We start from the raw sequence: 23,554 nt of genomic DNA, 5'->3' as shown, positions 1-23,554 counted from the left end.
TCGTTAGTTCGCTTCAGTCTCAAGGTCGTCAATGCGCTTTTCAAGGTACTGTGTATCCTTGCGCGCGTTGAAACGTTCAGCCTTTTCGACCGTTACGGTAATGTTGTAATCCGGAATCCCTGCGTACTTTTCATAGCGGCCGCGTGGCAGCAGGAAGTTACCTTCAGGGAAGTGGACTTCAAGGTTGCCTTTTGCGATATCAACGAACTTCGCACGGCCCTGGAATACACCGAATCCGTTGTAGACAACAATGCCTTCACCTTCAGCAATACTCATTCTTCTTCCGTCCTCAGCATTCATCAGCACGTCATAGCGACCCGCATTATTAAACGGATCCTTTTCCTTATACACCATAGAGTTGAACTGCTTACCACGGCGTGATGTAACGACAAACTGTCCATCTTTTTTGCCGAGGTCAGGAATATCAACAGAGATCAGATTTCCTTTACCGTCAGGCGTCGGACAGATCCCGTCTTCACACAACCAGGCGCCGCCCCACTGAAAGACATCTCCCTGCTTTTTCAAATGCTGAACACCGTCATAGTTTGTGTTTGCTTTCGCAATTTCTTCGCGTATGGACTGTCCATCTTTAAAATCAACAAGATGAGCTGTCTCAGGCTTCACACGTTTTGCAAGGTCAATATAGATCTTCCATTCAGCGCGCGCTTCCTCCACCTGATTTTTATTCCCTTCAATCTCAGGTGAGAAGTAGACCATGCGCTCAGTTGACGTGCTCGTTCCGCCGCCTTCCTGTTCATAACGCGTTTTGGCAGGGAGGACGATGACCGCTTCTTTTGCATCGACAAGCGTGCTTGTATTCAAAATAATATCCTGATGCACGCGGATATCGAGTTCTGACAGTGCCTGTTCAACAAAGTCAGGGTCAGGCATCGTTTCAAGGAAGTTACCTCCTGAAAGGTAATACATTTTAATTTTGCGCTCATGATCCTCAGGCAGCACAGCATTTTCAAGCGTGACGCCGACAATATCACCCTGCCATTTCGGAATCTCGAAATTCCACAGCTTCTCCATGCGTTCAATGTTCGCATCGTTAAAATCACTGCCCGGCAGTACGAAAGGATCGGCACCCATTTCACCGCTTCCCTGAACAGATGAATGTCCGCGGAACGGCATCAGTCCGGCATACTCACGTCCGAGATGACCGCGCAGCAGGGCAAGATTTGCCACCTGAGAGATGTTATCTGTTGCGAAAGAGTGCATTGTCAGGCCAAGCGCCCACGCATAGACTGCATTTTTACTGTTGGCAAGCAGTGTTGAAAGCTCAATGATCCTCTCTTTCGGCACACCTGATGATTCAATGATGTCTTCCCATGACTGATCCATCACCGTTTGCTTGAGTTCTTCATACCCGTTCACATGTTCCTGGACAAATGAGTGATTGATCGCAGAACCTGCTTTTTCCTGCTCCATTTCAAACCAGTGCTTCATGATCCCATGCATAAAGGCGATGTCTCCACCGATATTGACCTGGTAAAAGTCATCAGCAATTTTTGTGCCAAACATCGCTGATTCCATATTTGACGGAACCCAGTAATTGTCCATTGCAGGCTCACGGTAAGGATTAACGACTATGATTTTCGTACCCTTTTTCTTTGCAGCGAGCATGTATTTCGTTGAGACAGGCGACGAGTTTGATGCGACGCTTCCCCAGAACAGCAGGACGTCTGTTCCGATCCAGTCAAGATAGTTAGAGGTACTTGCGCCGACTCCGATCGAACGCTTCATTGCAGTTTTACTCGGTGAGTGACAAATTCTTGATGCGTTGTCGATATGATTTGTACCAAGAAAACGTGCTACTTTTCCTGCCACATAGTAGGACTCATTCGTAATACCGCGCGCTGTCAGGAAGAATGCATACTGCTTCGGATCAAGCTTTTTCATTTTCGCTGCAATCATATCCATTGCATCATCCCAGTCGAGACGTGAGAATGTCCGCTCGCCAGGTCGTCTGATCAGCGGGTAGGGGATACGGCCAAGTTCCCGCAGCTCTGCGCTTGTATACTTGCGCAGCTCATCAATGTCTGCATGAAGAATGTCAGGCTTCACTGCCGGCATGGTATTTAGTCTGAGTACATTCAGTCGGGTGGTGCAGACGTGGGGACCTTTCAGTGTCTGGTCATAGAGACCGGATACGCCAAGTGCGCAGCCGTCACATACGCCTTTTGTAATGATAGATGTTGCATAGCCAAGGTTATCGCGGTTTTTCCATGCGATCTTTGCTGTATCTGTAAAGTGGTGCGGTTTAATTTTGCCGACGCCGAACGGGACTTTACTGACCCAAAGCGACGGATCAGGCTTTTTCGAAATTTTTACCGGTCCCGGGTGCTGTGTTTTTCCCATTTTAATCATCCTTTTTCTAAGTTTTGAAATGAAAAAACCACCTGAAATACCGCTCAAATTTGAACGGTATTTCAGGTGGTTAGTCTTTAACAGGATCGCTGCCAAGCGCCAATCCACGTTTATATGCAATTAGTTGTCACGAAATTTGTCTTCAAGGTTTTCATCAAAAATGAATATGGACATACCTGCATCTTTTTCTATATTGATGTCCACATACAGATCCACGAAGTTTGCGCCGACCAGTTCTTCCATTTCAACAGGTCTGTGTTTTTGGTAGAGGTCTTTGACCATTTCAGTTCTCGCTGCGCGGAGCATTTGTTTTCCTTCATTTGCTCCTGCGATGAACTTTTCAACGGGTGAAAGATTGCCTTCCATTTCACAGATCGCCCAGTTTTTACAGAATGTCGTCTTAATCTGGCTTGGGCCTTTCCCCATATGACGCTTTCTGAATGCTCTTACAAGGTTGCTGAATTCCGCTTCGTATTTACCCAATGTTACGACAATCCCTCATCATTTATTTATCTTTATTTATGTTTATTATGATAGCACCTGAAAGAAATGTACACTAATTTTTTTATCCGGCCAGCTTGTCTGCTTCCTTCACACTGTTCTCGCGCTTCAGCTTGTTAATATCCATGCGTGTCAGGAATGAAATCACAAGTGCCACCAGAAATAGTGCGGCAAAGAAGTTCAGACTGTTTGCGTAACTTCCGGTTGTATCCTTGATCCATGCAGCAAACAATGGTCCTGCAAGACCGGCTGCTGCCCAGGCAGTCAGGATGTAGCCATGAATCGCACCGAGCTGCTTTGTTCCGAACATGTCTCCGATATAGGCAGGAATAGATGCAAATCCACCGCCGTAGCACGTGTAAATCACTGCAAGCATAATCTGGAACAGAATTGCTTCTGACGTCAGTGGCAGCATGAAGAACAGTGCGGCCTGCAGAACGAAAAACGTTGTATATGTATTTGTTCTGCCAATAAAATCTGATACCGATGCCCAGCCAATTCTGCCGAGTCCGTTGAAAATACCAAGCGCACCGACAAGGATGGCTGCTTCTTCAACTGACAGACCGATACTTTCCTCAGCGAGTGGTTTTGCCGCTGATAAAATCGCAATTCCGCACGTTACGTTAATGAATAACATAAGCCATAGGAAGTAAAAACGTTTCGTTTTGATTGCTTCATTTGCCGTAAGCTGTGAGAGGTCCTGAGGTACTTTTTTCTTTTTACCTGGATTCTCGGCATTAAAGCCTTTTGGTGCCCAGTCAGCTGCCGGACGCTCAAGATAAAGTGATGACAGAATCATCACAGTAAAATACACAATGCCTAATGTGAAAAATGTGCCTGCAATTCCGATTGATGTGATCAGGCTGTTCATGACCGGGCTTGCGATTGCTGCTGCGAACCCAAAGCCCATAATGGCAAGACCTGTCGCAAGTCCGCGGCGGTCAGGGAACCATTTGACGAGTGTCGAAACTGGCGCGATATAACCAACCCCAAGTCCAATTCCGCCGAATACCCCGTAGAATAAATAGAGCAGCGGTAATGAGCCGAGCTGAACGGCAAATCCGGAGCCGGTTACACCGATTCCGAAAAATACTGCTGCGACAATCCCTGATTTTCTCGGTCCGCGCTTTTCAACAAAGTGACCCATAAAAGCTGCTGAAAGCCCGAGGAAGAGAATCGCAAGACTGAATGTGAGCTGAACCTGACTTGAACTCCAGCCAAATTCATCGATGAGCGGATTCGTGAAATTACTCCAAGCGTAGACTGACCCGATTGAGATGTGAATCCCGACAGCTGATAAAGCGATAAGCCAACGATTTTTTGTCTTTTTCATCATTCAAACTCCTTTAATCTTTTTTTGACATAAAAAACCGCCACAACGGTTTCCTGGCAATGATGCCCGGAAAAGTGTGACGGTAGCTAAACATACAGGTTCGCTGCATATAACCACTACGATCTTTAAAGCGCTTTCAAATCAAAGCTGGCAGAGGAACAGGGTCGCTATTCGTATCAGCCTGAGATTTGAGGGACTCTAAAGAAAGTTCAAAATTTGTTCATAATTTTCTGTTTTATCTTATAAAAGATGATGGAGGAGGTCAAGGGTTTTTTGAAAATAAACAGATTTGGAGACTTTTCAAGAGGCGATTATTCTCTACTATAGCAAATTAGTGTGTATAAAGAACTAAAATTATTTAGTAATTTATGGTTCAAAAATAACTTCGCCTGACGATAATAGTTTTGAATACATATGAAAAGGTGGAAGGATATGAGATTTAACTTAAGTTCAAAAATTAATGCGTTAATGATCGGAACGATTTTATTCGTCACGATTTCGCTCGGAGTGCTGGCACTCTATCAGATTACTTCCGGTATCAAAACATTTGCCATTGAAAAAGCTGCAAGGGATTTGACGATGAGCTACAGCTACATCGATGCTGCTTATCCTGGAGACTGGGAAATCCGGGATGATCAATTATATAAAGGTGACCTGCTCGTAAATGGAAACGATGAGCTGGTTGATAAAATCGGTGCCGACACAGGTGATACAGTTACATTCTTCCTGCGTGATACCCGTGTTGCGACGAATGTGATGAGTGATGGAGAGCGCGCCATTGGAACAACTGTATCTGACGTCGTTGCGAATGCAGTGCTTGAAAATAATCAAACCTATTACGGTGAGGCAAATGCTGCGGGGAATATCTATCAAAGTGCATACATGCCAATTGTGAATGCAGCTGGAGAGACAATCGGCATCTATTATGTCGGTGCACCTCAGGAATTAATTGATGCGACAATTTCAACATTTTTAATTACACTTGCTGCAGTGGTTGCGGTTATTCTGGTCATTGTTCTGATGATCGTTTATCTCTTTACACGCCGACTAAAAAAACGACTTGTGACAGTGGGTGGAGCGATTAAAATGGCTGGAGAAGGTGACTTTACTCAGGAAGTGACTGATACCGGAAAAGATGAATTGACTGATCTGGCGGAGAGTTATAATAAAATGAGAAGCAACCTGGCTGATATGGTTCTTGAGGTTTCTCAGATTTCTGAACAGGTCGCTGCTGCTTCTGAAGAGCTGAATGCAAGTTCTGAGGAAACAAGTATGGCGACAGAAGTGATTTCTCATACGATTCAGGAAGTAGCAACAGGTGCTGAAGATCAATCAGACAGCGTCAGCAGAGCTGAACAAATGATGACTGACGTGACAAAAGGCGTCCAGTCTATCGCTGCCAGTTCGTCTGATATCTCTGATAAAAGCAGCCATGCCACTGAAAAGTCACGGGAAGGCGATCGGATGGTGGAAAAGACATCCAATCAGATGAATGCAATACACCATTCAGTATCGTTAAATAGTAAAGTTGTCCATTCTCTTGATGAGCGATCGAAGCAAATTAGTGAAATCTCTCATGTCATATCTGAGATTGCTGATCAGACGAACCTGCTCGCACTAAATGCGGCCATTGAAGCTGCAAGAGCAGGGGAGCATGGAAAAGGCTTTGCTGTTGTGGCAGATGAAGTGAGAAAACTTGCAGAAGAATCTCAGCAATCATCTGCGCAAATCAATACATTGATTGCAGATATTCAATCAGATATTGCGCAGTCTACAACATCATTTGATCAGGTGACACAAGATGTGGATGAGGGACTTTCACTCATCCAGCATACGAGAACTAACTTCAGAGAGATCCTTGAAGCGATGGAAAACATCCGTCAGAGCATTACATCTATGAATGGTTTTGCAAAAGAGGTATCTGAGCATACTATGAATGTGAATGGCTCTATCCGTGATATCACATCTATTTCACAACGGAACAGTGACCACTCGCAGACAGTAGCTGCCTCAGCGGAAGAACAGCTGGCGTCAATGGAGGAAATCAGTTCTTCTGCTACCGTTCTGTCTAAAATGGCTGTGAATCTTCAGGAACAGATTTCAGTGTTTAAAGTAAAACGAAGATAAACATATAGAGCGTCCCCATTTCCGTTGCATTTTATGGAGGGAAAAGGGGGGACGTTTTTTTGTTTTCATCATAAACAAAACTAGTATTTATCAGTATATTAGAAGAGATACAGGGATCAATTTAAAAAATATTTGAAAGGTATCAACCCTCATCTTTTTTAGTTCATATTACTGTGCTCAAAGTGCCGCCAAACCCCACTACAAATAGTTATTTTGAAATAATTATTCTGATTAGACGCTGACTATATTTGTTCGTATTAGATCTTCATAAATCCGTAGGATAAGAGAAGCTGTAAATAATAAAGGGAATTTAATTCCAGTTGTCGAACACTATGTTAAGCCTTAAAAAAGCACTGCGAAGTATGTTGTGTGATCTATACAAAGTAATAGTGAGTTGTTGTTTCCGATATTTACACGAATGTGAATATAAAATGGAGGTGCAATAAATCTCTGATGAAAAATCATCCGAAAGCAAAAAGCATACAACAGCATTACAGGACAGAACTTGCACATCAAAAAAAGAAGAGCAGGTATTCACTTGAAGCGATCGCGGTTATGCTCGGCATTTTATTTGTCCTGATTTTCCAATGGAACAACGCTAATAAAGCTGAAATATTAGCATTGAGTGATACAGAAAAAAGCTGGTTTGAAGTAACGCCTCACATTGAAGAGTATCTGGAGAGTATGTTTAGTGAGTATGAGGGAATTGCGATTGATGTGAACGACGAAACAAAAAGACTGATTTTAAAAACATCTTTTGTAAAATCTGATGAGGATGTCGAGGGCAATTTAACAGAACTAGTTAACGTAACCAATAGATTGTTAGGTAACGCAACCAGTCCATCTAAAGATGAAACTTATATGATTATTGTAAGAGGGGAGAATGAGGAAGAATTAATACGCAAAGTATTTAATGGGAAATAAATTTTTATTCCCCTTGTCCTGAAAACGATTCTGAGCACTTACTATGATTGAGACTTTCTGGAGGTGTATGATGAAGAAATTTTTCTTCTCTTTACTGGGAGGGATATTTTTTGGAGGAATCATATCTTTCTTTTTAATGGATTATAGAGACACAGGATATGAATTGGGGAATTATTACGGTATCACTTCAAAAACTGTAAAAGAATTAGATTTCAATTTCATTTTTAATGTCGGAATCATAATAATTGGGGTATCTATTTTGATTTTTGTGATTTGGACATACATTGAAAAGAAATTTATCAATGTATAATGTATTCTCCCTTTCATCATCTTATTTTTGATCTTTAGCAGTTGTATCGGATACATCGCTGAAATGATCAGAGATTAATATGATGATAAGTGGCTTGCAATAGTAGGCATGATCGCAGGATATATGCTTCAGTTTTACAAGACATGGTTTGGCGTAATCCTGATCGTGCGGAGTATTGTTTGGTGGTTCGTATTGTAAACATGCGCGTTATAAATAAAAATATGCGGGGGAAATCGGTGTGTGGGTAATATTTGGAGTGATTGCAATCGTTGTAACATTTATAAATCTGTATTTGTATGCAGCAGGGAAGGATTATAAGCTCGCGATGGCGTTAGGACTATCATTTACAGCCTTAACACTTTGTGCAGAATACAGTGTTGTATCGGACTGGGTAGAAGTGGAAGACTGGTCAGCTTTAGGGGATGTAGTACCTGGTATGGAAAGAGCATTATGGTTTTTGACAATTGCTTCTATCTTACTAAATATATTACCTATATTTTTAGAACGTAGAGGTAAGAAATAATAAATTATTATGAACGTAAAAATACAAAAAATCTCCCTGTTCTGAAAACGATTTGGAACATTTATTACATATGTAAGATTGAACACCCAGCACTTCTGTTTGAATATTAATTATCTGCATTAACTATTCATCAATGTGTACACAAAGTTAAAAACTAAATAATTTTAAAAAATAAACTCCCCGCACGATTCAATTATATAATGCGGGGAGTTTTATCATTTACAACGCTGTCCTAATCACTTTCTTATAATAAACTACCGACAAAATCCCAAAAATCGAATATAGCCCTGCGTACAGTACCATCACAATAATCATCGGCGTCCACAGCTCGGTTCCGAAGAAGAACCAGCCTGATCGGACGGCGAAGTAGCTGTGCAGAAGGCCGACTGCGAGTGGGATCCCGAAGTTAATCATCTGCTTTTGAAGGATGCCCTTCAGAAGATCCTGTCGTGTAAAGCCGAGCTTTCTCAGGATTCTGTAATTCGGCTGTTCTTCGTCACCTTCTTCTACCTGCTTAAAGTAAAGAATACAGCCTGAAGTGATCAGAAAGGTGAGTCCGAGGAATCCGACTACAAACATGATAAAGCCCATACTCAATTTTTGCATACGTTCCATGGAATATTGGGAGGCGCTTCCAGCCTCCTCACTGAAAGGCATGCTGCGAAACAGTTCATCAGCTTTTTCCACGGTGTCCGGGTCCTCTAATGTAAGTCCGACATACAGAGAAGATTCACGCTGGATTTCCTCATCCAAATCTTCAGCAAGCATGTCATAAACCGTTTCATCAACCACTACTGCAGGTAAGCCACCAGTTAATAAAGCAGGCAATACGTAATCATCACGTAATCCGGCATATTCTTTTTCAATCTCATTTGTATCACCGTACAAGGTAAGTGTTCCTTCATCCTGCAGGTTCATAAGCGCCTGGATCGCATCACTCGAACCTGAGAATAAAATGTCATCTATACTCACGTCCACACCTTCAACCTGACGATCACTAACGACTGACATATTCATCCGATCAGCATCAAATTGCACATTTTCAATTTCTGTACCCAGAATTTCTTCAATCCCTATATCTGCCTGGATCACATCAATCTTTTTTTCACTGTAAGCAATGCCGTTTTCACTTAATACGTCGCCGAATGTTTCAGCATTCTCTGCTGTGATAAAGATAAAGTCATCAGGAGCAGAGGTCTCAGCTGATCTTTCAGCAGAGTAATATGAAATGTAGCTTAATGACAACAGCCCGATTGCAAGTGCTGATACTGTTGTGATAATTGTCAGCAGCATTGCATTTGATTTCATCCGGAACATGATAGAAGATAGAGACATGACCTCGTTAATATTAAGGTATCCGCCTTTATTTTTTCTGATCAGATTGGCAATAAAGCTGACAGAACCTTTGTAGAAAAAGTAAGTTCCGATAATGACACTGGCAAGGATAAAGACCATTGCAGTGAACAATTGAGTGATTGATGCAAAATCCCCGTCAAACAGCCGTGCAGATACATAATAGCCGGTACCAATCAGAATGATTCCAAGAAGACCAATCAGGATTTCGAGAATCGATATCTTTTTCACCCTGCTTTCAGCCTTACTTTTCACATGGAAGAGTGACAGGATACTTTGCCGCTTAATATAAAGCAGATTCATCACCATGATTAAAAGATACACAGCACTGAATACAAGTAATGTCTGGACAAATGCGGGTCCGGAAAAACTGAGTGTCGCTGTTTCATCCACGCCTGTTAACCTGAAAAAGATCATCGCGACTAACTTCGAAATAGCAAAGCCGATCGCAGTTCCAACGACTAGAGAGCTGTAATAGAGCAATAAATTCTCAGCACTCAAAATGGCAAAGATCCGGTTTTTCGTCATACCGATTAACTGAAACAGACCAATCTCTTTACTACGTCGTTTAATAAATAAATTATTTGCATATAGCAAAAAGATCGAGACAATCCCGATTAACAGGACAGAAGCTGCTCCAATACCTGCAGCACCTCTGACAGACCCTTCAGCTTCATCCATTGAAGGATCAAACTGCAGTGTAACGAAGGCAAAATAGAGAGCGGCGCTGAAGATCAATGCAAAAACGTACAGGTAATAGCTTTTCAGGTTCTTTCTGAAACTGCGAAAAATCAGCTGATTAATGCTCATACTGCACACCACCAAGTACGCCCTGCGTTTTCATAATATCCTTCAGGAATGAATTGCGGGTCTCGTCACCTTTATTCAGTTGCGTATAAATTTGCCCGTCTTTAATAAAAATGACGCGACTGCTGTAGCTTGCTGCAACCGGATCGTGACTAACCATCACAATCGTTGTTTGACGCTTTTCGTTCAAATGAGTCAGTTTACCAAGCAGGTCTGACGCAGCTTTGGAATCAAGTGCACCGGTTGGCTCATCGGCAAAGATAATACTTGGCTCATGAATAAATGCGCGTGCGGCAGATGTCCGCTGCTTCTGACCACCAGAAATTTCATTCGGGTACTTCCCTGCAATATCTTCAATCCCAAGATCCTCGGCGACACTTTGAAATTTAGCCTGTGCTTCTTTTTTAGAAGTACTTGTGATCGAGAGGGGGAGCAGAATATTTTCTTTAACAGTCAGCGTATCCAGCAGGTTATAGTCCTGAAAAACAAACCCTAAATGGTGCTTTCTGAATTCCGCCAGCTTCTTTTCCTTACTTTTAGTCAGATCCTCATTTTCGATGATCAGGGAACCGTGACTCAGCCGATCGATCGTTGACAGGACATTCAAAAGCGTGGTTTTACCTGAGCCTGAGGCGCCCATGATTGTCACAAATTCACCTTTTTGAATGCTGATATCAATGCCTTTTAAGACTTCCTGCTTTGTGAATTTATTGCCGTAGCTTTTATGGATTTTCTTTGCTTCAAGTATCGTCATTGAAAATTCCTCCAGGTGTTAAGATACATTTATTGTATCGGGTCTGACAGGTGAAGTCCTTCGATTCTCCTGACAAAAAAGCAAAGCGTGTGACATTATTGTCACACGCCCTGTATCTCGAGAAATTCATTTTCTTTTGGGAAGGTCAGTGTCATCGTCGTACCGGCTCCGTACTTTGATTGAGCGGTGATGTTGATTTCAAGCGGAACGGCAGCCTTTTTTGCCAGATACAATCCCATTCCTGTTGCATGCTGATCATGATTGGCGGTGGATGTGAAGCCTTTCTCAAAAATTCTCGGCAGATCGCGCGGGTCAATACCGCGTCCCTGATCCGCTACAGTGAGGACGGTCTGACCCGATTGCTCTGATGACTGTATTGTAATTTCTGATCCCTCACCGCTATACTTTACAGCGTTTGTTAACAGCTGACGGAGAATAAAGGAGAGCCACTTTGTATCTGACAGCACATGTGTATCAACAAGGTCTATTTCAAATCCGATTTTCTTTCTCAGACACCATGCACGCAGCGTATGTATTTCATTATAGACCACTGATTCAAGGTCAACCTTTTCAATGAACAGATCATTTTCGATAAATGGAATCCGCTTTTGGTGGAGCTGCTGATCGAGTAGGTAATGGATTCTCAGCCATTCATACATCAGCTCAGACTTTAACTTGTGATCTTCTGTCCGGTCAATCATCAATTTCATCGCAGTTAACGGCGTTTTCACTTCATGAATCCATGACATCAGCTCATCCTTTTCCTGTTCGAGCAGCACCTTATTCGAAGAAGCCTCCTTTTCAAGCTGCTCCAATGAGGAGGTCACCTGCTCATAAATCGATGCTTCAAACGGACTGTTCGGTTCGGGGAAGCTGGATAGATCTGTTGAAGGATCCCGTGAGTCAAGTTGTTTATAAAACGTCGTCTCTTTAAAATAGCGTACCGTGACAAACACAGTGGTGATGAGAAGTGACAGAAACACATAATAGGTCATTGAGCTGATCGAAAGGGAAGGGTCCAGATAGGCAATGATCATCGCTAAAAAAAGTAAAAGCACAATCAGCATCATCCAGCTGACTCTCTCCAGCAGAAATTTTTTAATCATTTCTCCACCTGCTCAAGTGCAATATACCCCTGACCAACCTTCGTTTCAATCGCATCGCCAAGTCCGATCTCAGCGAGTTTCTTTCGTAGTCTGTTCACATTGACAGTCAACGTATTATCACTGACAAACCGGTGATCATCCCACAGCAGATTCATCAAATCCTCTCTGCTGACGACTTTATTTTTTCGTTCCACGAGCAGTTTCAGAATAAAGATTTCATTTTTAGTGAGCTCAATCACACCCTGATCACTTTTCACACGGTTGCTTTCCATATCAATCGTAGCGCCCATCCATGTTCTGAGGTCGGAAGTCGTTGTGCTGTAGTTATACACCCGGCGCAAAATGGCCTGAACTTTCGCAATCAGTACTTCAAAGTGGAATGGCTTCTGAATAAAATCATCCGCTCCGAGATTCATCGACATCACCATGTCAGTCGGATGATCACGTGAAGACAGAAAGACAATCGGCACATTCGAATGTTCACGGATCATTCGGCACCAGTGGAAGCCATCAAACTTAGGCAGCTGAATATCAATAATCACCAGATCGGGCTGAACTTCAGCAAAACTCTCCATGACCCTCTGGAAATCTTTCACCCCATATATATTGTACTGCCAGGCCATCAGCCGTTCTTTTATCTCTTTAAATAGCGTTTCATCATCTTCAATTAATAGAATCTTAAACAATAGAATCACCTGCGCTTTCAAGTAGAAGTATAGCAAAGAGGAAAGATGGGAGGAAATGGTGAACAAGAGGTTATTTGTATTTCTTTTGATGAAAGCTTTGTTAAAGTTCATTGTTGTTTCTGCACAGCTGGTGATTGGAGCGTAAGGCGGTGACTCCTGCGGCAGGAAGGGACAGGTGAGATCATCACGGCGAAGCCTGATAGCTCAGCGCCCGGCCGCGGAAAGCGTCCGCCTGAAGCGGAAATCAACAGCCGGCTTTAGCAGAACCTTGATGAAAATGAGTTGAATGTAACGTACAGCAATCAAAAAAAGTGTTATTTAATGATTAGACATTCAATTTTTTAGTCTGAAAATATTTTTTAAAAATTGTCTTGCAATTCAGAATTAAGTTCTCTATACTGAAAATGTAATCGATTACATTACAGATTGTAGCCAATTTGTTTTTAAAGGTGTGATCAATGTAAGGAGAGAAGCCTGATGGTGAAAATGGTTGATGTAGCTAGATTAGCTAATGTATCGACTGCAACTGTTTCGAGGGTTTTACGTAATCCTGAGAGTGTGAAAGAGCATACACGTCTAAAAGTATTAAACAGTATTGAAGAGTTAAATTATCAGCCGAATGTGCTGGCGCGTCATTTCAGAAGAAATAAGACCAATACGATTTTAGTAATCGTCCCCAACATTGCTAACACGATCTTTTCTCAGATTGTACGTGGGATTGAAGCTACAGCCTCTGAGAAAAATTTCCGGGTTTTGCTCGGTAATACAAATCGCGATGTGGAGAAGGAATACGACTTCCTGAACTTACTGCATCAAAGACAGGTAGATGGATTGATTTTGCTGTCTGGAAAGATCGATCACGACATTCTATCTGAGTTGAAAGATAAATATCCCCTGGTATTAGCTTCTGAATATGTGGATGATGTCGAGATTGCAACAGTTTGTATTGATAACATTAAAAGCAGCTTCGAAGCTACTGAACATTTAATTAAACAGGGACACAAAAGAATTGGTCATATTTCAGGTCCAATGAACTCTCTGCTTAGTTTTGATCGTTTATCCGGTTATAATCAGGCGTTGAAGGAGTACCATATTGATGAGAGTAAAGATCTGATCCGCGAAGGAGATTTCTCCTATGAAACTGGTTATCAGCAAATGTGTGAACTTTTAATACTTCCAGAACCGCCAACTGCCGTCTTTGCTGCAAATGATGAAATGGCAATGGGCGCAATTAATGCGTCAAAGAAAAAGGGATTATCCGTTCCCAAAGACCTGGCAGTAGTAGGATTTGATAATATCCGTTTCTCATCTATATTCGATCCTGGTGTGACAACGATCGCGCAGCCAGCGGTGGAAATGGGCAATATCGCAATGGAGCTATTACTTCAAAAGCTTGATGATCCGGATTTTGAGAACAAGAGAATTACATTAAAAAGTGAATTAATCATTCGTGAATCATGTGGGTCGAATATCGTTGAGACTTCACAGTGAAGTCTTGAATAATAAAATGTAATCGATTACATTTTTCGCGTGTGGTATTTACCTTATAAATAAGAAGTAGTAAAAACAAAAATGTAAACGATTACATTTTAAAAGGAGGAGCATGAATGAGTAAAAATGGAATTGCAGTGCAGATGTATTCTTTAAGAAACGAGTGTGAAAAGGATTTTACCGGAACGCTGAAAAAAGTTGCTGATTTAGGGTTTGATGGGGTGGAGCTTGCTGGCTATGGAGGAATGTCAGCTGCGGAGTTAAAAGCCGTTCTGGATAATCTGAATTTAAAAGCGGCTTCCAATCATGTGCAGCTTGCACGATTGGAATCAGAGCCTGAACAGGTCATTCGTGAGCAGAAGGTATTGGGCTGCGATCACATTGTCTGTCCGGTGCTGCCAAGGGATCGTCACTCAAGAGAGGATTACGAAAAACTCGTTCAGACTTTGAATGAGGTTGGAGAAATGAGCGCCGCTGAAGGAATCACGCTTTCTTATCATAATCATGATTTTGAACTTCTCCCATTTGAAGATGGAGTCGTTCCGCTTGCGTACATTATGGACCAGTCCAATCCTGATTGGGTAAAAGCAGAATTTGATGTGTACTGGCTGAAAAAGGCTGGAGAAGATCCGGTTGAATGGCTAAAGAAATATCAAGAACGTACACCTCTTGTCCATTTAAAAGATATGACGACAGACGGAGAAGAGTTTTTTGCAGAACTGGGTACAGGAGGAGTTGACATTGAAGCAGTGCTCGAACATACAGCTTCTGTCCCTGTGGAATGGTGGATCATTGAACAGGATCAAAGCAGAAAAACGCCACTGGAGAGTATAGAGCAAAGCATCAATTATTTGAAAAAACAAACAGTGTAACACGAACAAAGGGGAAGAAAGTGGAGCAATAAATAAAACATAGGGGGATTTAACTGATGAATCGATTCTTTTTACTTACTACAGCATTATCAATGTTGGTCGTCACGGCTTGTGCACCAGGTGGTGGATCCGGTACTGAGTCCAGTTCAGGAAATGGATCAGCTGAGGAATCTGATTCAGAAAACAAGGTATTGGAATTTTGGTACATAGATCCCGGCGAAAAAGAAAAGGTGTATGAAGAAGCTGTTGCGCGGTTTGAAGAAAATAATCCTGATGTTGAAGTGAAAATGCTGCGTGCAGCGAATGATGCATATAAGCAGAAGCTTGCGGTTTCAATGTCAGGTGGAAATCCTCCGGATGTTTTTCACAGCTGGGGTGGCGGCTGGTTAAATCAGTTTGTTGAAGAAGGTCAGGTGCTTGATGTAACAGACAGTATTGATAAAGAACATTTTAATGAGCTTGCGCTTGATAATGCTACTTTTGAAAATGAAGTCTATGGTCTTCCTTTAGGATTGTCTCTTGATCTTGTTTTCTATAACACAGAAATTTTTGATGAATACGGTTTGACGCCGCCTGAAACGTATGATGAGTTGGTTCAGATTATCGAGACCCTGAAAGAAAATGATGTGATCCCACTTGCTTTAGCAAACCAGACAAAATGGCCTGGTGCGTATTATTTAATGAACTTTGCCAGCCGTATTGGCGGTCCTGAACTATTCAACGAAGCATTCACCAGAGATGGCAGAGGGTTTGATGATCCTGCTTATGTTGAAGCAGGCGAGTACATTCAGGAGCTTGTCGAAATGGATGCGTTTAATTCCGGATTCAACGGTGTTCCTTATGATGAAGGCCAGGGTCGTCAGCTGATGTATTCAGGACAGGCGGCAATGATGGATATTACGATCTCATTCCTGAATAACGTGCGCACTGAAGCACCTGAATTTGAAGAGAAGCTTGATTTCTTTGTATTCCCAGAGGTCGAAGGTGGAGAAGGTAGCAGCGCCGATGTAGGTGCATCAACGGGGCCTGTATGGTCTGTTGCTGCCGCAAGTGAGCATCCTGATCTTGCAACTGAACTGATTAAGGAACTAACAAGTACTGAAACAGCAGAGGCATATACAAATCGTACTGGTTCATTAACTGGCGTTAGCGGTGTTGAGCCTGAGGATGAATTTGTTAACCGCATGTATCAGATCGCTGAAGAAGCTAATCACCTTCAGATGCCTTATGACCAGACGCTTCCTCCTGAGTTAGCAGAATTGCATAAGGATACAACACAGGCACTTTTCGGACTATCAATGACGCCTGAAGAAGCAGCTGAAAAAATGGAGGCTAAGGCAAAAGAGGATTTGGAGTAACCAATAGTCAGGAAGGGGAGCGATCCCCTTTCTTTTGTTAAAGGGGGATTATCCATGCAGCAGGTTCACACTTCACTTTCACAGGTTAAAGCAGAAGCAAAAGTGAAAGCAAAAAAACGAAAAATGAAAAATGTACTTACGATTACTCTTTTTGTCTCTCCTGCTCTGATTGTTTATGCGCTTTATGTGATCTATCCAATACTTGCAACCCTGAATTACAGTTTTTATGACTGGAGCGGCAGTAATGTCGGGACATTTATTGGCCTGCAGAACTATGTTCAGCTTTTTAATGACAGTATTTTCTGGACTGCATTATTGAATAATACCTGGATTACTTTAACATCAGTCTTTGTGCAGATCCCACTTGGGTTAATCATGGCATTAATGTTATTTGCACCAATCAAAGGGATCAAGCTGATGAGCAGCGTTTACTTCTTTCCGTTTCTGATGTCGACTGTTGCGATCGGTCTGTTATGGATTTATATGTTCGATCCAATCAACGGGTCAATTAACCAGTTAATCAACTTTTTTGGATTTGAAAATGTAGCATGGCTAAGCGGTGAAAATTCTGCTTTGATTGCTGTATTATTCGTTATTGTGTGGCAGTTTGCTCCGTTTTATATGATTCTTTTCCGCGCAGCCATTGTAGGTATTCCGGAAGAATTATATGAAGCTGCTGAGATCGATGGTGCAAAGCCCTGGCATAAATTTATCAAAATCACCTTACCACTACTGATGCCAACAATTGTCAGTTCATCAATTTTGGCGATTGTCGGTTCACTCAAAGCGTTTGATATTTTCTATGTCATGACAGGCGGAGGTCCCAACCATGCGACAGAACTAATGGGGACGTATATGTTTAAGCAGGCTTTTGTGAACTTTAACATGGGTTATGCAAGTGCGATTGCATTCGTGATGTTCTTTATCGCACTGATCGTTGTCATTATCATTCAGGTGCTGGATTACTATCGACAAAAGAAGGGGGTATTTTCTGAATGAAATCACTATCAAAAATTCCATTGTACCTCGTAGCAGTTATTCTGCTGATTGTCTCCGGCTATCCTTTTGTCTATATGATCTCAACAGCTCTGAAAACACAGGGTGAGTTCTTTGAACAGCCTTTTTCACTTTTTACATCATTTACACTTGAGAACTTCACAAATGTATTCCAGCTCGGACTGACCAGTTATTTTGTCAACAGTGTCATTGTAACAGTCATAGCGGTTGGAGCAGTTGTCATCATTGGAGCGCTTGCCAGCTACCCGATCAGCCGTATGAAATTTAAGTTTAATCGTGTGCTCTTTCTGCTGTTTATCTCAGGGATGATGCTTCCGATTCATGCAACGCTCATTCCAATTTTCAAACTGTCAGAAAGCATGGGCATTTACGATACGCTGTATGCTTTAATTGGTCCTTACATTGCATTCAGCTTACCAATTTCTATCTTTATTTTGACTCAGTTTATGAGGGAGATTCCTAAATCGCTTGAAGAAGCAGCGCAGATGGATGGCTGTACGCATCTGGGAATTTTCCGTCATGTCATTATGCCAATGCTGAAGCCTGCATTAATGGCTGTTATCATTTATAACGCCATTCATTTATGGAATGAATTCGTCTTTGCACTTGTGCTGATCTCCAGTCCGGAAAGTATGACACTCCCATTGGGTCTGCAGGCATTCAGAGGAGATTTTGCTGTAAATGTTCCAGGTTTAATGGCCGCATTGACTTTAGCGAGTTTACCAATTTTAGTCGTATATCTGTTCTCTCAGGAAAAGGTTGTCAAAGGCCTGACTGGCGGAGCGGTAAAAGGATAAAAGGAATAAGAGTTAGTTTAATATTTTGATAGGATGGAAGGAGAACAAACATGAATATTAAAAAGTTAAGAGTCGGGGTAATTGGATGTGGAAGTATTGCGAGTAGAAGACATCTGCTTGAATATCAGCAAAATGAGGGTGCAGAGATTGCTGCAGTTGTAGATATAGTAGAAGAACGTGCGCAGGAAATGGCTGAAGCATTCGGTGCTAAAGCTTATACGCGTTATGAGGAGATGCTGCAGGACGAAACGATAGACGCTGTCAGTGTGTGCTTACCGAACTATCTTCATGCCAAAGTCAGCATTGATGCACTGAACGCAGGGAAGCATGTGCTTTGTGAAAAGCCAATGGCTACTTCAAGAGAAGAAGCCGAAGAAATGAATCTGGCAGCAAAGACGAATAATAAAAAGTTAATGATTGCCCACAATCAGCGCTTTGTTCCTTCACATCAGAGGGCGAAAAAGCTTTTAGACAGCGGTGAACTTGGGAAGGTGTATAGCTTTAAGACAACATTCGGTCACCCGGGTCCTGAACGCTGGAGTGTTGATGGCAGATCCAGCTGGTTTTTTGATAAGGATAAAGCCTTCATTGGAGCCCTTGGCGATCTGGGGGTACATAAGTCAGATTTAATCCGCTATTTATTAGGCGAAGTAAGTCAGGTCGGAGCCTTTGTTGAATCGAGTGCGAAGGAAGGTACAGATATTGACGATAATGCAGTTTGTATTTTAAGAATGCAGTCTGGTGTGATCGGAACTTTAGCAGCAAGCTGGTCGTATGTGTCCGGCGGAGATAATTCTACGATCATCTATACAGAAAAAGCTGTACTGAAAATTGAAGCAGATCCGGACTATCCACTGATTGTTCAGTATAGTAACGGAGACATTGTAAAATATGAACTGGCAAAAATTCAATCTAATGATGCTGGCGGACAGACAAACACACATGTGATTGATCATTTTGTTGAATCAATTATTGAAAATAAAGAGCCATTAATTACTGGAGAAGAGGGAATGAAATCTCTTGATGTAATTTTAGGTGCCCTTGAATCAAACAAAACTGATCAGATGGTGAAGTTAGGCGTACTGGTAGATATGAATTAAATCAGGCTGGACCAAAGCGGAGATCGATTCCGTTTTGGTCTCTTTTTGAATAAATGATATAGGATGATGGTGATGAATGATGGGGTTTTTCACAGTGCTTATTCCGGTTTTTCTCATATTTGGGATCGGCTATATCGGACAGAAAATAATCGGTTTTGACACAAAGGCTCTTTCAACGATGGCGCTATATTTATTAACACCGTTTTTAACGTTCCAGGTATTTTACGAGGCAGATCTAAATATCGATTATGTCATGATGCTTTTCTATACTGTGGTTTTAGCTTTTAGCTTAATTAGTGTTGTGTATGTAATTGGTTATTTTAGAGGGTACTCGCAGAAGAAGAAATCCGGAATGATTCTGGCCTCTGCTTTTATGAATAACGGAAATTACGGGACGCCGTTAGTATTATTTATATTTGGAGAGACAGGAATGAAATATGCCATTATCATCATGGTTCTTCAGCAAATATTGATGTGCACTGTGGGGGTCTATTATGCTGCAAAAGGTTCTTCTGAAGATGCTACGTTTAAGTACTCACTGAAGGAAGTTCTCCGCATACCAATTATGTACAGTGCTGCACTAGGCGTTTTGCTGCAATTGATCTCAGTTGAGCTTTCCCGACCGCTCATGGAGGCAGTTTCCATGGTGGGCGGTGCTGCGATTCCAGTTGTAATGGTGATACTTGGTATGCAACTTGCAAAAATTCCATTCAACAAGTTCTCACTTGCTCCACTGTCTCTATCTTTAACGCTTAGACTGGTGGTGTCGCCGGTCATTGCTCTATTGATTGTTCTGTTTCTACCGATTGATGCACAGTTGAAGCAGATCATGGTGATACTTGCTGCAATGCCGACTGCTGCTAATACAACGATGTATGCCATTCAATATGAAACTGATCCTGATTTTGTTTCGAGTGCTACTCTTTTCAGTACACTGCTCAGTTTAGTGACAATTCCTTTTGTGTTATATGGGGTGGGGTTTATCTGACATTAAAGATCAGACAAACTCAAACTCTCCCTCTCTCACTATGCGCCGACAGATGATCAACACGGTTATAATCTCTGATGTGCCAGCGGCCTTCAGCAAAATCTATCGTTGTGATGCCACCGTTAATTAATCTCGTTTTTCTTGAACCGATTTCACCGTCTGAAAGCATGGATAAAACCGCACCAATGATCGCGCCGTGGGCGACCAGCAGTACATTTTTGTTCCCGTAATCACTGTTGATTTGCTGCAACCCGCTCAGGAGTCGCTGCTGAAGCACTTCTGTGGTTTCCTGATTTGGATATGCTTTATCCGGAAAAGCGACCATTCTCTCTTCTCTGGTCATGCCTTCAGCGTCACCAAAATACCGCTCCGAAAATTCATTCATCACAACGAATGGGAGGCGCAGTTCCTCATTCATAATTTCAGCAGTCTTTTTTGCCCTTTGAAGGGGGCTCGTAATCAATACATCCCACTGCCTACTTTTCAGAAAATATCCGCATTCCTGTGCCTGTAAAATCCCGGTGTTATTGATCGGAATATCCGTTGCCCCCTGCAGCCGTCCTTCTGCGTTCCAGTCTGTTTCACCGTGTCTGATAATATGAATTGAAGTAATAATATCCAGCTCCTTTGTAATGACAATTAATCAGCCTCTCAATAATTCCTGATCACTCTTCCACCAAAAGCCGCCTCAATATCCGCGTATTTCCCGGTAGCTTCAACGAGTCTCGTTAACATATTTTCTTCTGCAATAGAGTCCAGGTAGAGGTGAGGCTCTCCGTCCTGTTCAATACGGGATTTCATCTGAAAAAAGTCCAGCGCTTCCTTGATAAAAGTAACTAAATTTCCCTGCCAGCGTTCTTTCGCAAAATGTTCGAAGTTCATAGGATCGTCTCCTTAACATGAAGTGATACGTATAGTTCAATTGTATAGGAAATAGTCAACCGGACACAATCACTGACCTTTCTTCCCGGAAGTTTATATTGCGTTTATATTCACCATGTAGACTTCCCTGTGAAGACTAAAAAGGAAGTGACAGGATGAATCGAATTTTACAGTCAATCACAGATTTCGTGTCTACACGAAAAGGCATGTGGATCACATTGATCGCATGGGTCGTGCTGGCGGTCGTATTAAGTGCGGGGCCGGCTGCATCTGAGTACCGGAGTGCAAGCTTTCAATCACTCCCGGATGATGCGCAGAGTATCATTGCAGAAAATAAAGTGAAAGAACTGTTCCCTGATGATCAGGCGACACCTGGCATTCTTGTATTTGATGCAGAGAAGGAGGTAGAGGTGTCAGATGTGCAGGCTGTACTGAATGAGATCAGGGAAGCCGATCTGACAGGCGTCCAGGAAATGATGGAGCTCTCTGATCTGCCGCCTCAGGCAATTGAGGGGTTTTTCTCAGAAGACAGTCAGACATTTATCTTCCCGATTGAGCTAGAGTCCGGTATCGGGAGTGATAAATACAGTGAGATCAATGATGAAATTCTCTCAATTGGTCAGACTTACGGGGAAGAACAGAACGCTTTTGATTTTTATGTAACAGGACCTGCAGGCATTGCAGGTGATACGTTAAAATTGTTTGAGGAAGCTGATTTTGTTTTATTACTTGCGACAATTGGGATTATCTTAGTGTTATTAATTCTGATCTATCGTTCACCGCTGCTTGCAATCATTCCACTGCTTGCGACGGCAATTGTATATCAGGTAACGAACCAGATCATTGGCTTGCTTGGAGCAGGCGGTCTTGAGATCAATAATGCGACAACGTCAATTATGAGTATTTTACTGTTTGCAGCAGTGACCGATTATTCACTGTTTGTATTTTCACGTTTTAAAGAAGAGCTGTATCAGCATGAGAATAAGCATACAGCGATGGCAGTCGCGATGAGAGCAACAGGGAAGCCGGTGTTCTTTGCCGGGGCAACCGTTCTTGCTGCGATGCTTGTCCTGTTTATGGCGGATTTCCGTGATTATCAGAACTTCGCGCCTGTATTCAGTACAGCGCTGGTTGTCATTATTTTAGCGTCAGTTACACTTGTACCGGCTTTATTTACATTGTTTGGCCGTAAAGCCTTCTGGCCGAAGGTACCGCATTACGGCAAACAGCCGAAGCAGGAAAAAGGATTGTGGGCACGTATTGCAGAAATTGTGACGCGTCGTCCTGCTATATCAGGTGGAACAGTGCTGATATTGCTGACAGTCGCTTCACTGAACTTATTTAATCTGGAATATGAATTCGATATGGTCAAATCATTCCCTGAGAATTTACCTTCAAGGTCCGGCTATGAAATTGTAGAGGCACAGTTTGATAAAGGTCAGCTGGCGCCGATAACGGTTGTGCTCGAAGGAGAAGAGGATGTAAGTGAAGACGCACGCACATCATTTGAAGAACTGCTGGCGAATGATGATGCAGTGGCTTCTTTCCGTCAGTCCAATGAAACAGATGACGGATCAGCTATCAGTTATTCTGTTACGCTCTCATTAAACCCTTATACAACTGAAGCGATGGACGCTGTTGAGAAGATGAGGGCAGAGACAGGTGATTATGGGGATGCTGAAATATACTGGTCAGGTATGACACCGAAACTAATAGATGAGCAGAATGTGAATAATCAGGATATCGTGAACATTGTCATTGCAGAAACGCTGTTAATCATCGTGCTACTGTTCTTTATGACACATTCATGGAAGATGCCGCTCTATATGATGGCAACGATTCTACTGTCATTTACGGCAGCGCTTGGCATTGGGATTTTTGCGGTTGATGTCCTGTTTGGTTATGAAGCGATCAGTACTCGTGTACCGTTATATGCATTCATTTTCCTGGTGGCGCTTGGAATCGACTATAATATTATACTGGTGTCACGTTTTATGGAGGAACGACGGAAAGATGCGATCTTGCCTGCATTAAAACGTTCGATTGCCTCGACTGGCGGGGTCATTTCATCAGCCGGTGTGATTTTAGCAGCGACGTTTGCTGCACTTATGACAATGCCGATTGCAGACTTATTCGTATTCGGCTTTATCGTGGCAATCGGAATTTTGATTGATACATTCCTTGTGCGCGGTGTGTTATTACCGGCACTGATCCTATTTTTTGAAAAGGAAAAAACAACGTCAACATAAAAGGGG

At 42.3% G+C, this 23,554-nt stretch carries 21 protein-coding genes; 12 read left to right on the top strand and 9 right to left on the bottom strand.

Features of this window, described 5'->3' with window-relative positions; genetic code table 11:
* Window positions 1-3: 3 nt before the first annotated feature.
* From E2626_RS11725 to E2626_RS11715, 3 genes are all read right to left on the bottom strand, one after another.
* Window positions 4-2,361 (bottom strand): FdhF/YdeP family oxidoreductase, encoded by a 2,358-nt coding sequence (locus E2626_RS11725; RefSeq protein ID WP_134381953.1) that lies wholly within the window; start codon window positions 2,359-2,361, stop codon window positions 4-6.
* A 129-nt stretch (window positions 2,362-2,490) separates the two neighbouring features.
* On the bottom strand, window positions 2,491-2,853 hold the full coding sequence (locus E2626_RS11720) for a Na-translocating system protein MpsC family protein (protein WP_039807555.1): 363 nt from the start codon (window positions 2,851-2,853) through the stop codon (window positions 2,491-2,493).
* A gap of 82 nt (window positions 2,854-2,935) precedes the next feature.
* Window positions 2,936-4,204 carry an L-lactate MFS transporter gene (locus E2626_RS11715; RefSeq protein WP_208528145.1) on the bottom strand — a complete coding sequence of 423 codons (1,269 nt, stop codon included), beginning with the start codon at window positions 4,202-4,204 and terminating at the stop codon, window positions 2,936-2,938.
* A 432-nt stretch (window positions 4,205-4,636) separates the two neighbouring features.
* Between E2626_RS11715 and E2626_RS11710 the strand changes: the two genes are divergently transcribed.
* The 4 genes from E2626_RS11710 (at window position 4,637) to E2626_RS11695 (ending at window position 8,088) form a co-directional block, all read left to right on the top strand.
* The gene (locus E2626_RS11710) at window positions 4,637-6,331 is read left to right on the top strand and encodes a methyl-accepting chemotaxis protein (protein ID WP_134381951.1); all 1,695 of its coding nucleotides are present in this window, start codon (window positions 4,637-4,639) and stop codon (window positions 6,329-6,331) included.
* Between the two features lie 453 nt (window positions 6,332-6,784).
* The gene (locus E2626_RS11705) at window positions 6,785-7,255 is read left to right on the top strand and encodes a hypothetical protein (RefSeq protein WP_134381950.1); all 471 of its coding nucleotides are present in this window, start codon (window positions 6,785-6,787) and stop codon (window positions 7,253-7,255) included.
* Window positions 7,256-7,325: 70 nt separating this feature from the next.
* On the top strand, window positions 7,326-7,565 hold the full coding sequence (locus E2626_RS11700; RefSeq protein WP_134381949.1) for a hypothetical protein: 240 nt from the start codon (window positions 7,326-7,328) through the stop codon (window positions 7,563-7,565).
* A 238-nt stretch (window positions 7,566-7,803) separates the two neighbouring features.
* Entirely contained in the window at window positions 7,804-8,088 is a 285-nt protein-coding gene (locus E2626_RS11695) for a hypothetical protein (RefSeq protein WP_134381948.1), read from the top strand.
* A gap of 219 nt (window positions 8,089-8,307) precedes the next feature.
* Here E2626_RS11695 and E2626_RS11690 read toward each other — a convergent pair whose 3' ends face one another.
* The 4 genes from E2626_RS11690 to E2626_RS11675 form a co-directional block, all read right to left on the bottom strand.
* Window positions 8,308-10,251: an FtsX-like permease family protein gene (locus tag E2626_RS11690; protein ID WP_134381947.1), complete on the bottom strand. Its 1,944-nt coding sequence runs from the start codon at window positions 10,249-10,251 to the stop codon at window positions 8,308-8,310.
* Window positions 10,241-11,002 carry an ABC transporter ATP-binding protein gene (locus tag E2626_RS11685; protein ID WP_134381946.1) on the bottom strand — a complete coding sequence of 254 codons (762 nt, stop codon included), beginning with the start codon at window positions 11,000-11,002 and terminating at the stop codon, window positions 10,241-10,243. Before E2626_RS11685 ends, E2626_RS11690 begins: the two co-directional genes overlap by 11 nt.
* A gap of 101 nt (window positions 11,003-11,103) precedes the next feature.
* The gene (locus E2626_RS11680) at window positions 11,104-12,108 is read right to left on the bottom strand and encodes a sensor histidine kinase (protein ID WP_134381945.1); all 1,005 of its coding nucleotides are present in this window, start codon (window positions 12,106-12,108) and stop codon (window positions 11,104-11,106) included.
* Window positions 12,105-12,794: a response regulator transcription factor gene (locus E2626_RS11675; protein ID WP_134382040.1), complete on the bottom strand. Its 690-nt coding sequence runs from the start codon at window positions 12,792-12,794 to the stop codon at window positions 12,105-12,107. The genes E2626_RS11680 and E2626_RS11675 overlap by 4 nt, the downstream gene beginning before the upstream one ends.
* A gap of 477 nt (window positions 12,795-13,271) precedes the next feature.
* On the opposite strand from E2626_RS11675, the gene E2626_RS11670 reads away from it, so the two are divergent.
* The 7 genes from E2626_RS11670 (at window position 13,272) to E2626_RS11640 (ending at window position 20,417) form a co-directional block, all read left to right on the top strand.
* On the top strand, window positions 13,272-14,285 hold the full coding sequence (locus E2626_RS11670; RefSeq protein WP_134381944.1) for a LacI family DNA-binding transcriptional regulator: 1,014 nt from the start codon (window positions 13,272-13,274) through the stop codon (window positions 14,283-14,285).
* Window positions 14,286-14,401: 116 nt separating this feature from the next.
* The gene (locus tag E2626_RS11665; RefSeq protein ID WP_134381943.1) at window positions 14,402-15,157 is read left to right on the top strand and encodes a sugar phosphate isomerase/epimerase family protein; all 756 of its coding nucleotides are present in this window, start codon (window positions 14,402-14,404) and stop codon (window positions 15,155-15,157) included.
* A 56-nt stretch (window positions 15,158-15,213) separates the two neighbouring features.
* The gene (locus E2626_RS11660) at window positions 15,214-16,515 is read left to right on the top strand and encodes an extracellular solute-binding protein (protein WP_134381942.1); all 1,302 of its coding nucleotides are present in this window, start codon (window positions 15,214-15,216) and stop codon (window positions 16,513-16,515) included.
* Between the two features lie 54 nt (window positions 16,516-16,569).
* The gene (locus tag E2626_RS11655; RefSeq protein WP_134381941.1) at window positions 16,570-17,514 is read left to right on the top strand and encodes a carbohydrate ABC transporter permease; all 945 of its coding nucleotides are present in this window, start codon (window positions 16,570-16,572) and stop codon (window positions 17,512-17,514) included.
* Window positions 17,511-18,329: a carbohydrate ABC transporter permease gene (locus tag E2626_RS11650; protein WP_134381940.1), complete on the top strand. Its 819-nt coding sequence runs from the start codon at window positions 17,511-17,513 to the stop codon at window positions 18,327-18,329. Before E2626_RS11655 ends, E2626_RS11650 begins: the two co-directional genes overlap by 4 nt.
* Before the next feature lie 56 nt (window positions 18,330-18,385).
* A complete protein-coding gene (locus E2626_RS11645; protein ID WP_134382039.1) occupies window positions 18,386-19,429 on the top strand; it encodes a Gfo/Idh/MocA family protein in 1,044 nt (347 codons plus the stop codon).
* 79 nt (window positions 19,430-19,508) lie between these two features.
* Window positions 19,509-20,417 (top strand): AEC family transporter, encoded by a 909-nt coding sequence (locus E2626_RS11640; RefSeq protein ID WP_134381939.1) that lies wholly within the window; start codon window positions 19,509-19,511, stop codon window positions 20,415-20,417.
* Between the two features lie 19 nt (window positions 20,418-20,436).
* On the opposite strand, the gene E2626_RS11635 is transcribed toward E2626_RS11640, so the two are convergent.
* Entirely contained in the window at window positions 20,437-21,012 is a 576-nt protein-coding gene (locus E2626_RS11635; RefSeq protein WP_341785742.1) for a histidine phosphatase family protein, read from the bottom strand.
* 56 nt (window positions 21,013-21,068) lie between these two features.
* A complete protein-coding gene (locus E2626_RS11630; RefSeq protein ID WP_134381937.1) occupies window positions 21,069-21,299 on the bottom strand; it encodes a DUF6407 family protein in 231 nt (76 codons plus the stop codon).
* Between the two features lie 155 nt (window positions 21,300-21,454).
* Here E2626_RS11630 and E2626_RS11625 point away from each other — a divergent pair, with 155 nt between their 5' ends.
* Window positions 21,455-23,548, top strand: coding sequence for an MMPL family transporter (locus E2626_RS11625; protein ID WP_134381936.1), 2,094 nt, complete (start codon window positions 21,455-21,457; stop codon window positions 23,546-23,548).
* The last annotated feature ends 6 nt before the right edge of the window (window positions 23,549-23,554 follow it).

Source organism: Jeotgalibacillus salarius, assembly GCF_004405125.1.
Taxonomy (GTDB): domain Bacteria; phylum Bacillota; class Bacilli; order Bacillales; family Jeotgalibacillaceae; genus Jeotgalibacillus; species Jeotgalibacillus salarius.
The sequence above is the reverse complement of the archived record's forward strand: the minus strand, read 5'-3'. Positions and strand labels throughout refer to the sequence as shown.

Bases quoted from the DNA above. Each gene is read 5' to 3' on its own strand.
- E2626_RS11725 (WP_134381953.1), bottom strand. From the start codon at position 2,361: ATGGGAAAAACACAGCACCCGGGACCGGTAAAAATTTCGAAAAAGCCT.
- E2626_RS11715 (WP_208528145.1), bottom strand. From the start codon at position 4,204: ATGAAAAAGACAAAAAATCGTTGGCTTATCGCTTTATCAGCTGTCGGG.
- E2626_RS11710 (WP_134381951.1), top strand. From the start codon at position 4,637: ATGAGATTTAACTTAAGTTCAAAAATTAATGCGTTAATGATCGGAACG.
- E2626_RS11705 (WP_134381950.1), top strand. From the start codon at position 6,785: ATGAAAAATCATCCGAAAGCAAAAAGCATACAACAGCATTACAGGACA.
- E2626_RS11700 (WP_134381949.1), top strand. From the start codon at position 7,326: ATGAAGAAATTTTTCTTCTCTTTACTGGGAGGGATATTTTTTGGAGGA.
- E2626_RS11690 (WP_134381947.1), bottom strand. From the start codon at position 10,251: ATGAGCATTAATCAGCTGATTTTTCGCAGTTTCAGAAAGAACCTGAAA.
- E2626_RS11685 (WP_134381946.1), bottom strand. From the start codon at position 11,002: ATGACGATACTTGAAGCAAAGAAAATCCATAAAAGCTACGGCAATAAA.
- E2626_RS11680 (WP_134381945.1), bottom strand. From the start codon at position 12,108: ATGATTAAAAAATTTCTGCTGGAGAGAGTCAGCTGGATGATGCTGATT.
- E2626_RS11670 (WP_134381944.1), top strand. From the start codon at position 13,272: ATGGTGAAAATGGTTGATGTAGCTAGATTAGCTAATGTATCGACTGCA.
- E2626_RS11665 (WP_134381943.1), top strand. From the start codon at position 14,402: ATGAGTAAAAATGGAATTGCAGTGCAGATGTATTCTTTAAGAAACGAG.
- E2626_RS11660 (WP_134381942.1), top strand. From the start codon at position 15,214: ATGAATCGATTCTTTTTACTTACTACAGCATTATCAATGTTGGTCGTC.
- E2626_RS11655 (WP_134381941.1), top strand. From the start codon at position 16,570: ATGCAGCAGGTTCACACTTCACTTTCACAGGTTAAAGCAGAAGCAAAA.
- E2626_RS11650 (WP_134381940.1), top strand. From the start codon at position 17,511: ATGAAATCACTATCAAAAATTCCATTGTACCTCGTAGCAGTTATTCTG.
- E2626_RS11640 (WP_134381939.1), top strand. From the start codon at position 19,509: ATGGGGTTTTTCACAGTGCTTATTCCGGTTTTTCTCATATTTGGGATC.
- E2626_RS11630 (WP_134381937.1), bottom strand. From the start codon at position 21,299: ATGAACTTCGAACATTTTGCGAAAGAACGCTGGCAGGGAAATTTAGTT.
- E2626_RS11625 (WP_134381936.1), top strand. From the start codon at position 21,455: ATGAATCGAATTTTACAGTCAATCACAGATTTCGTGTCTACACGAAAA.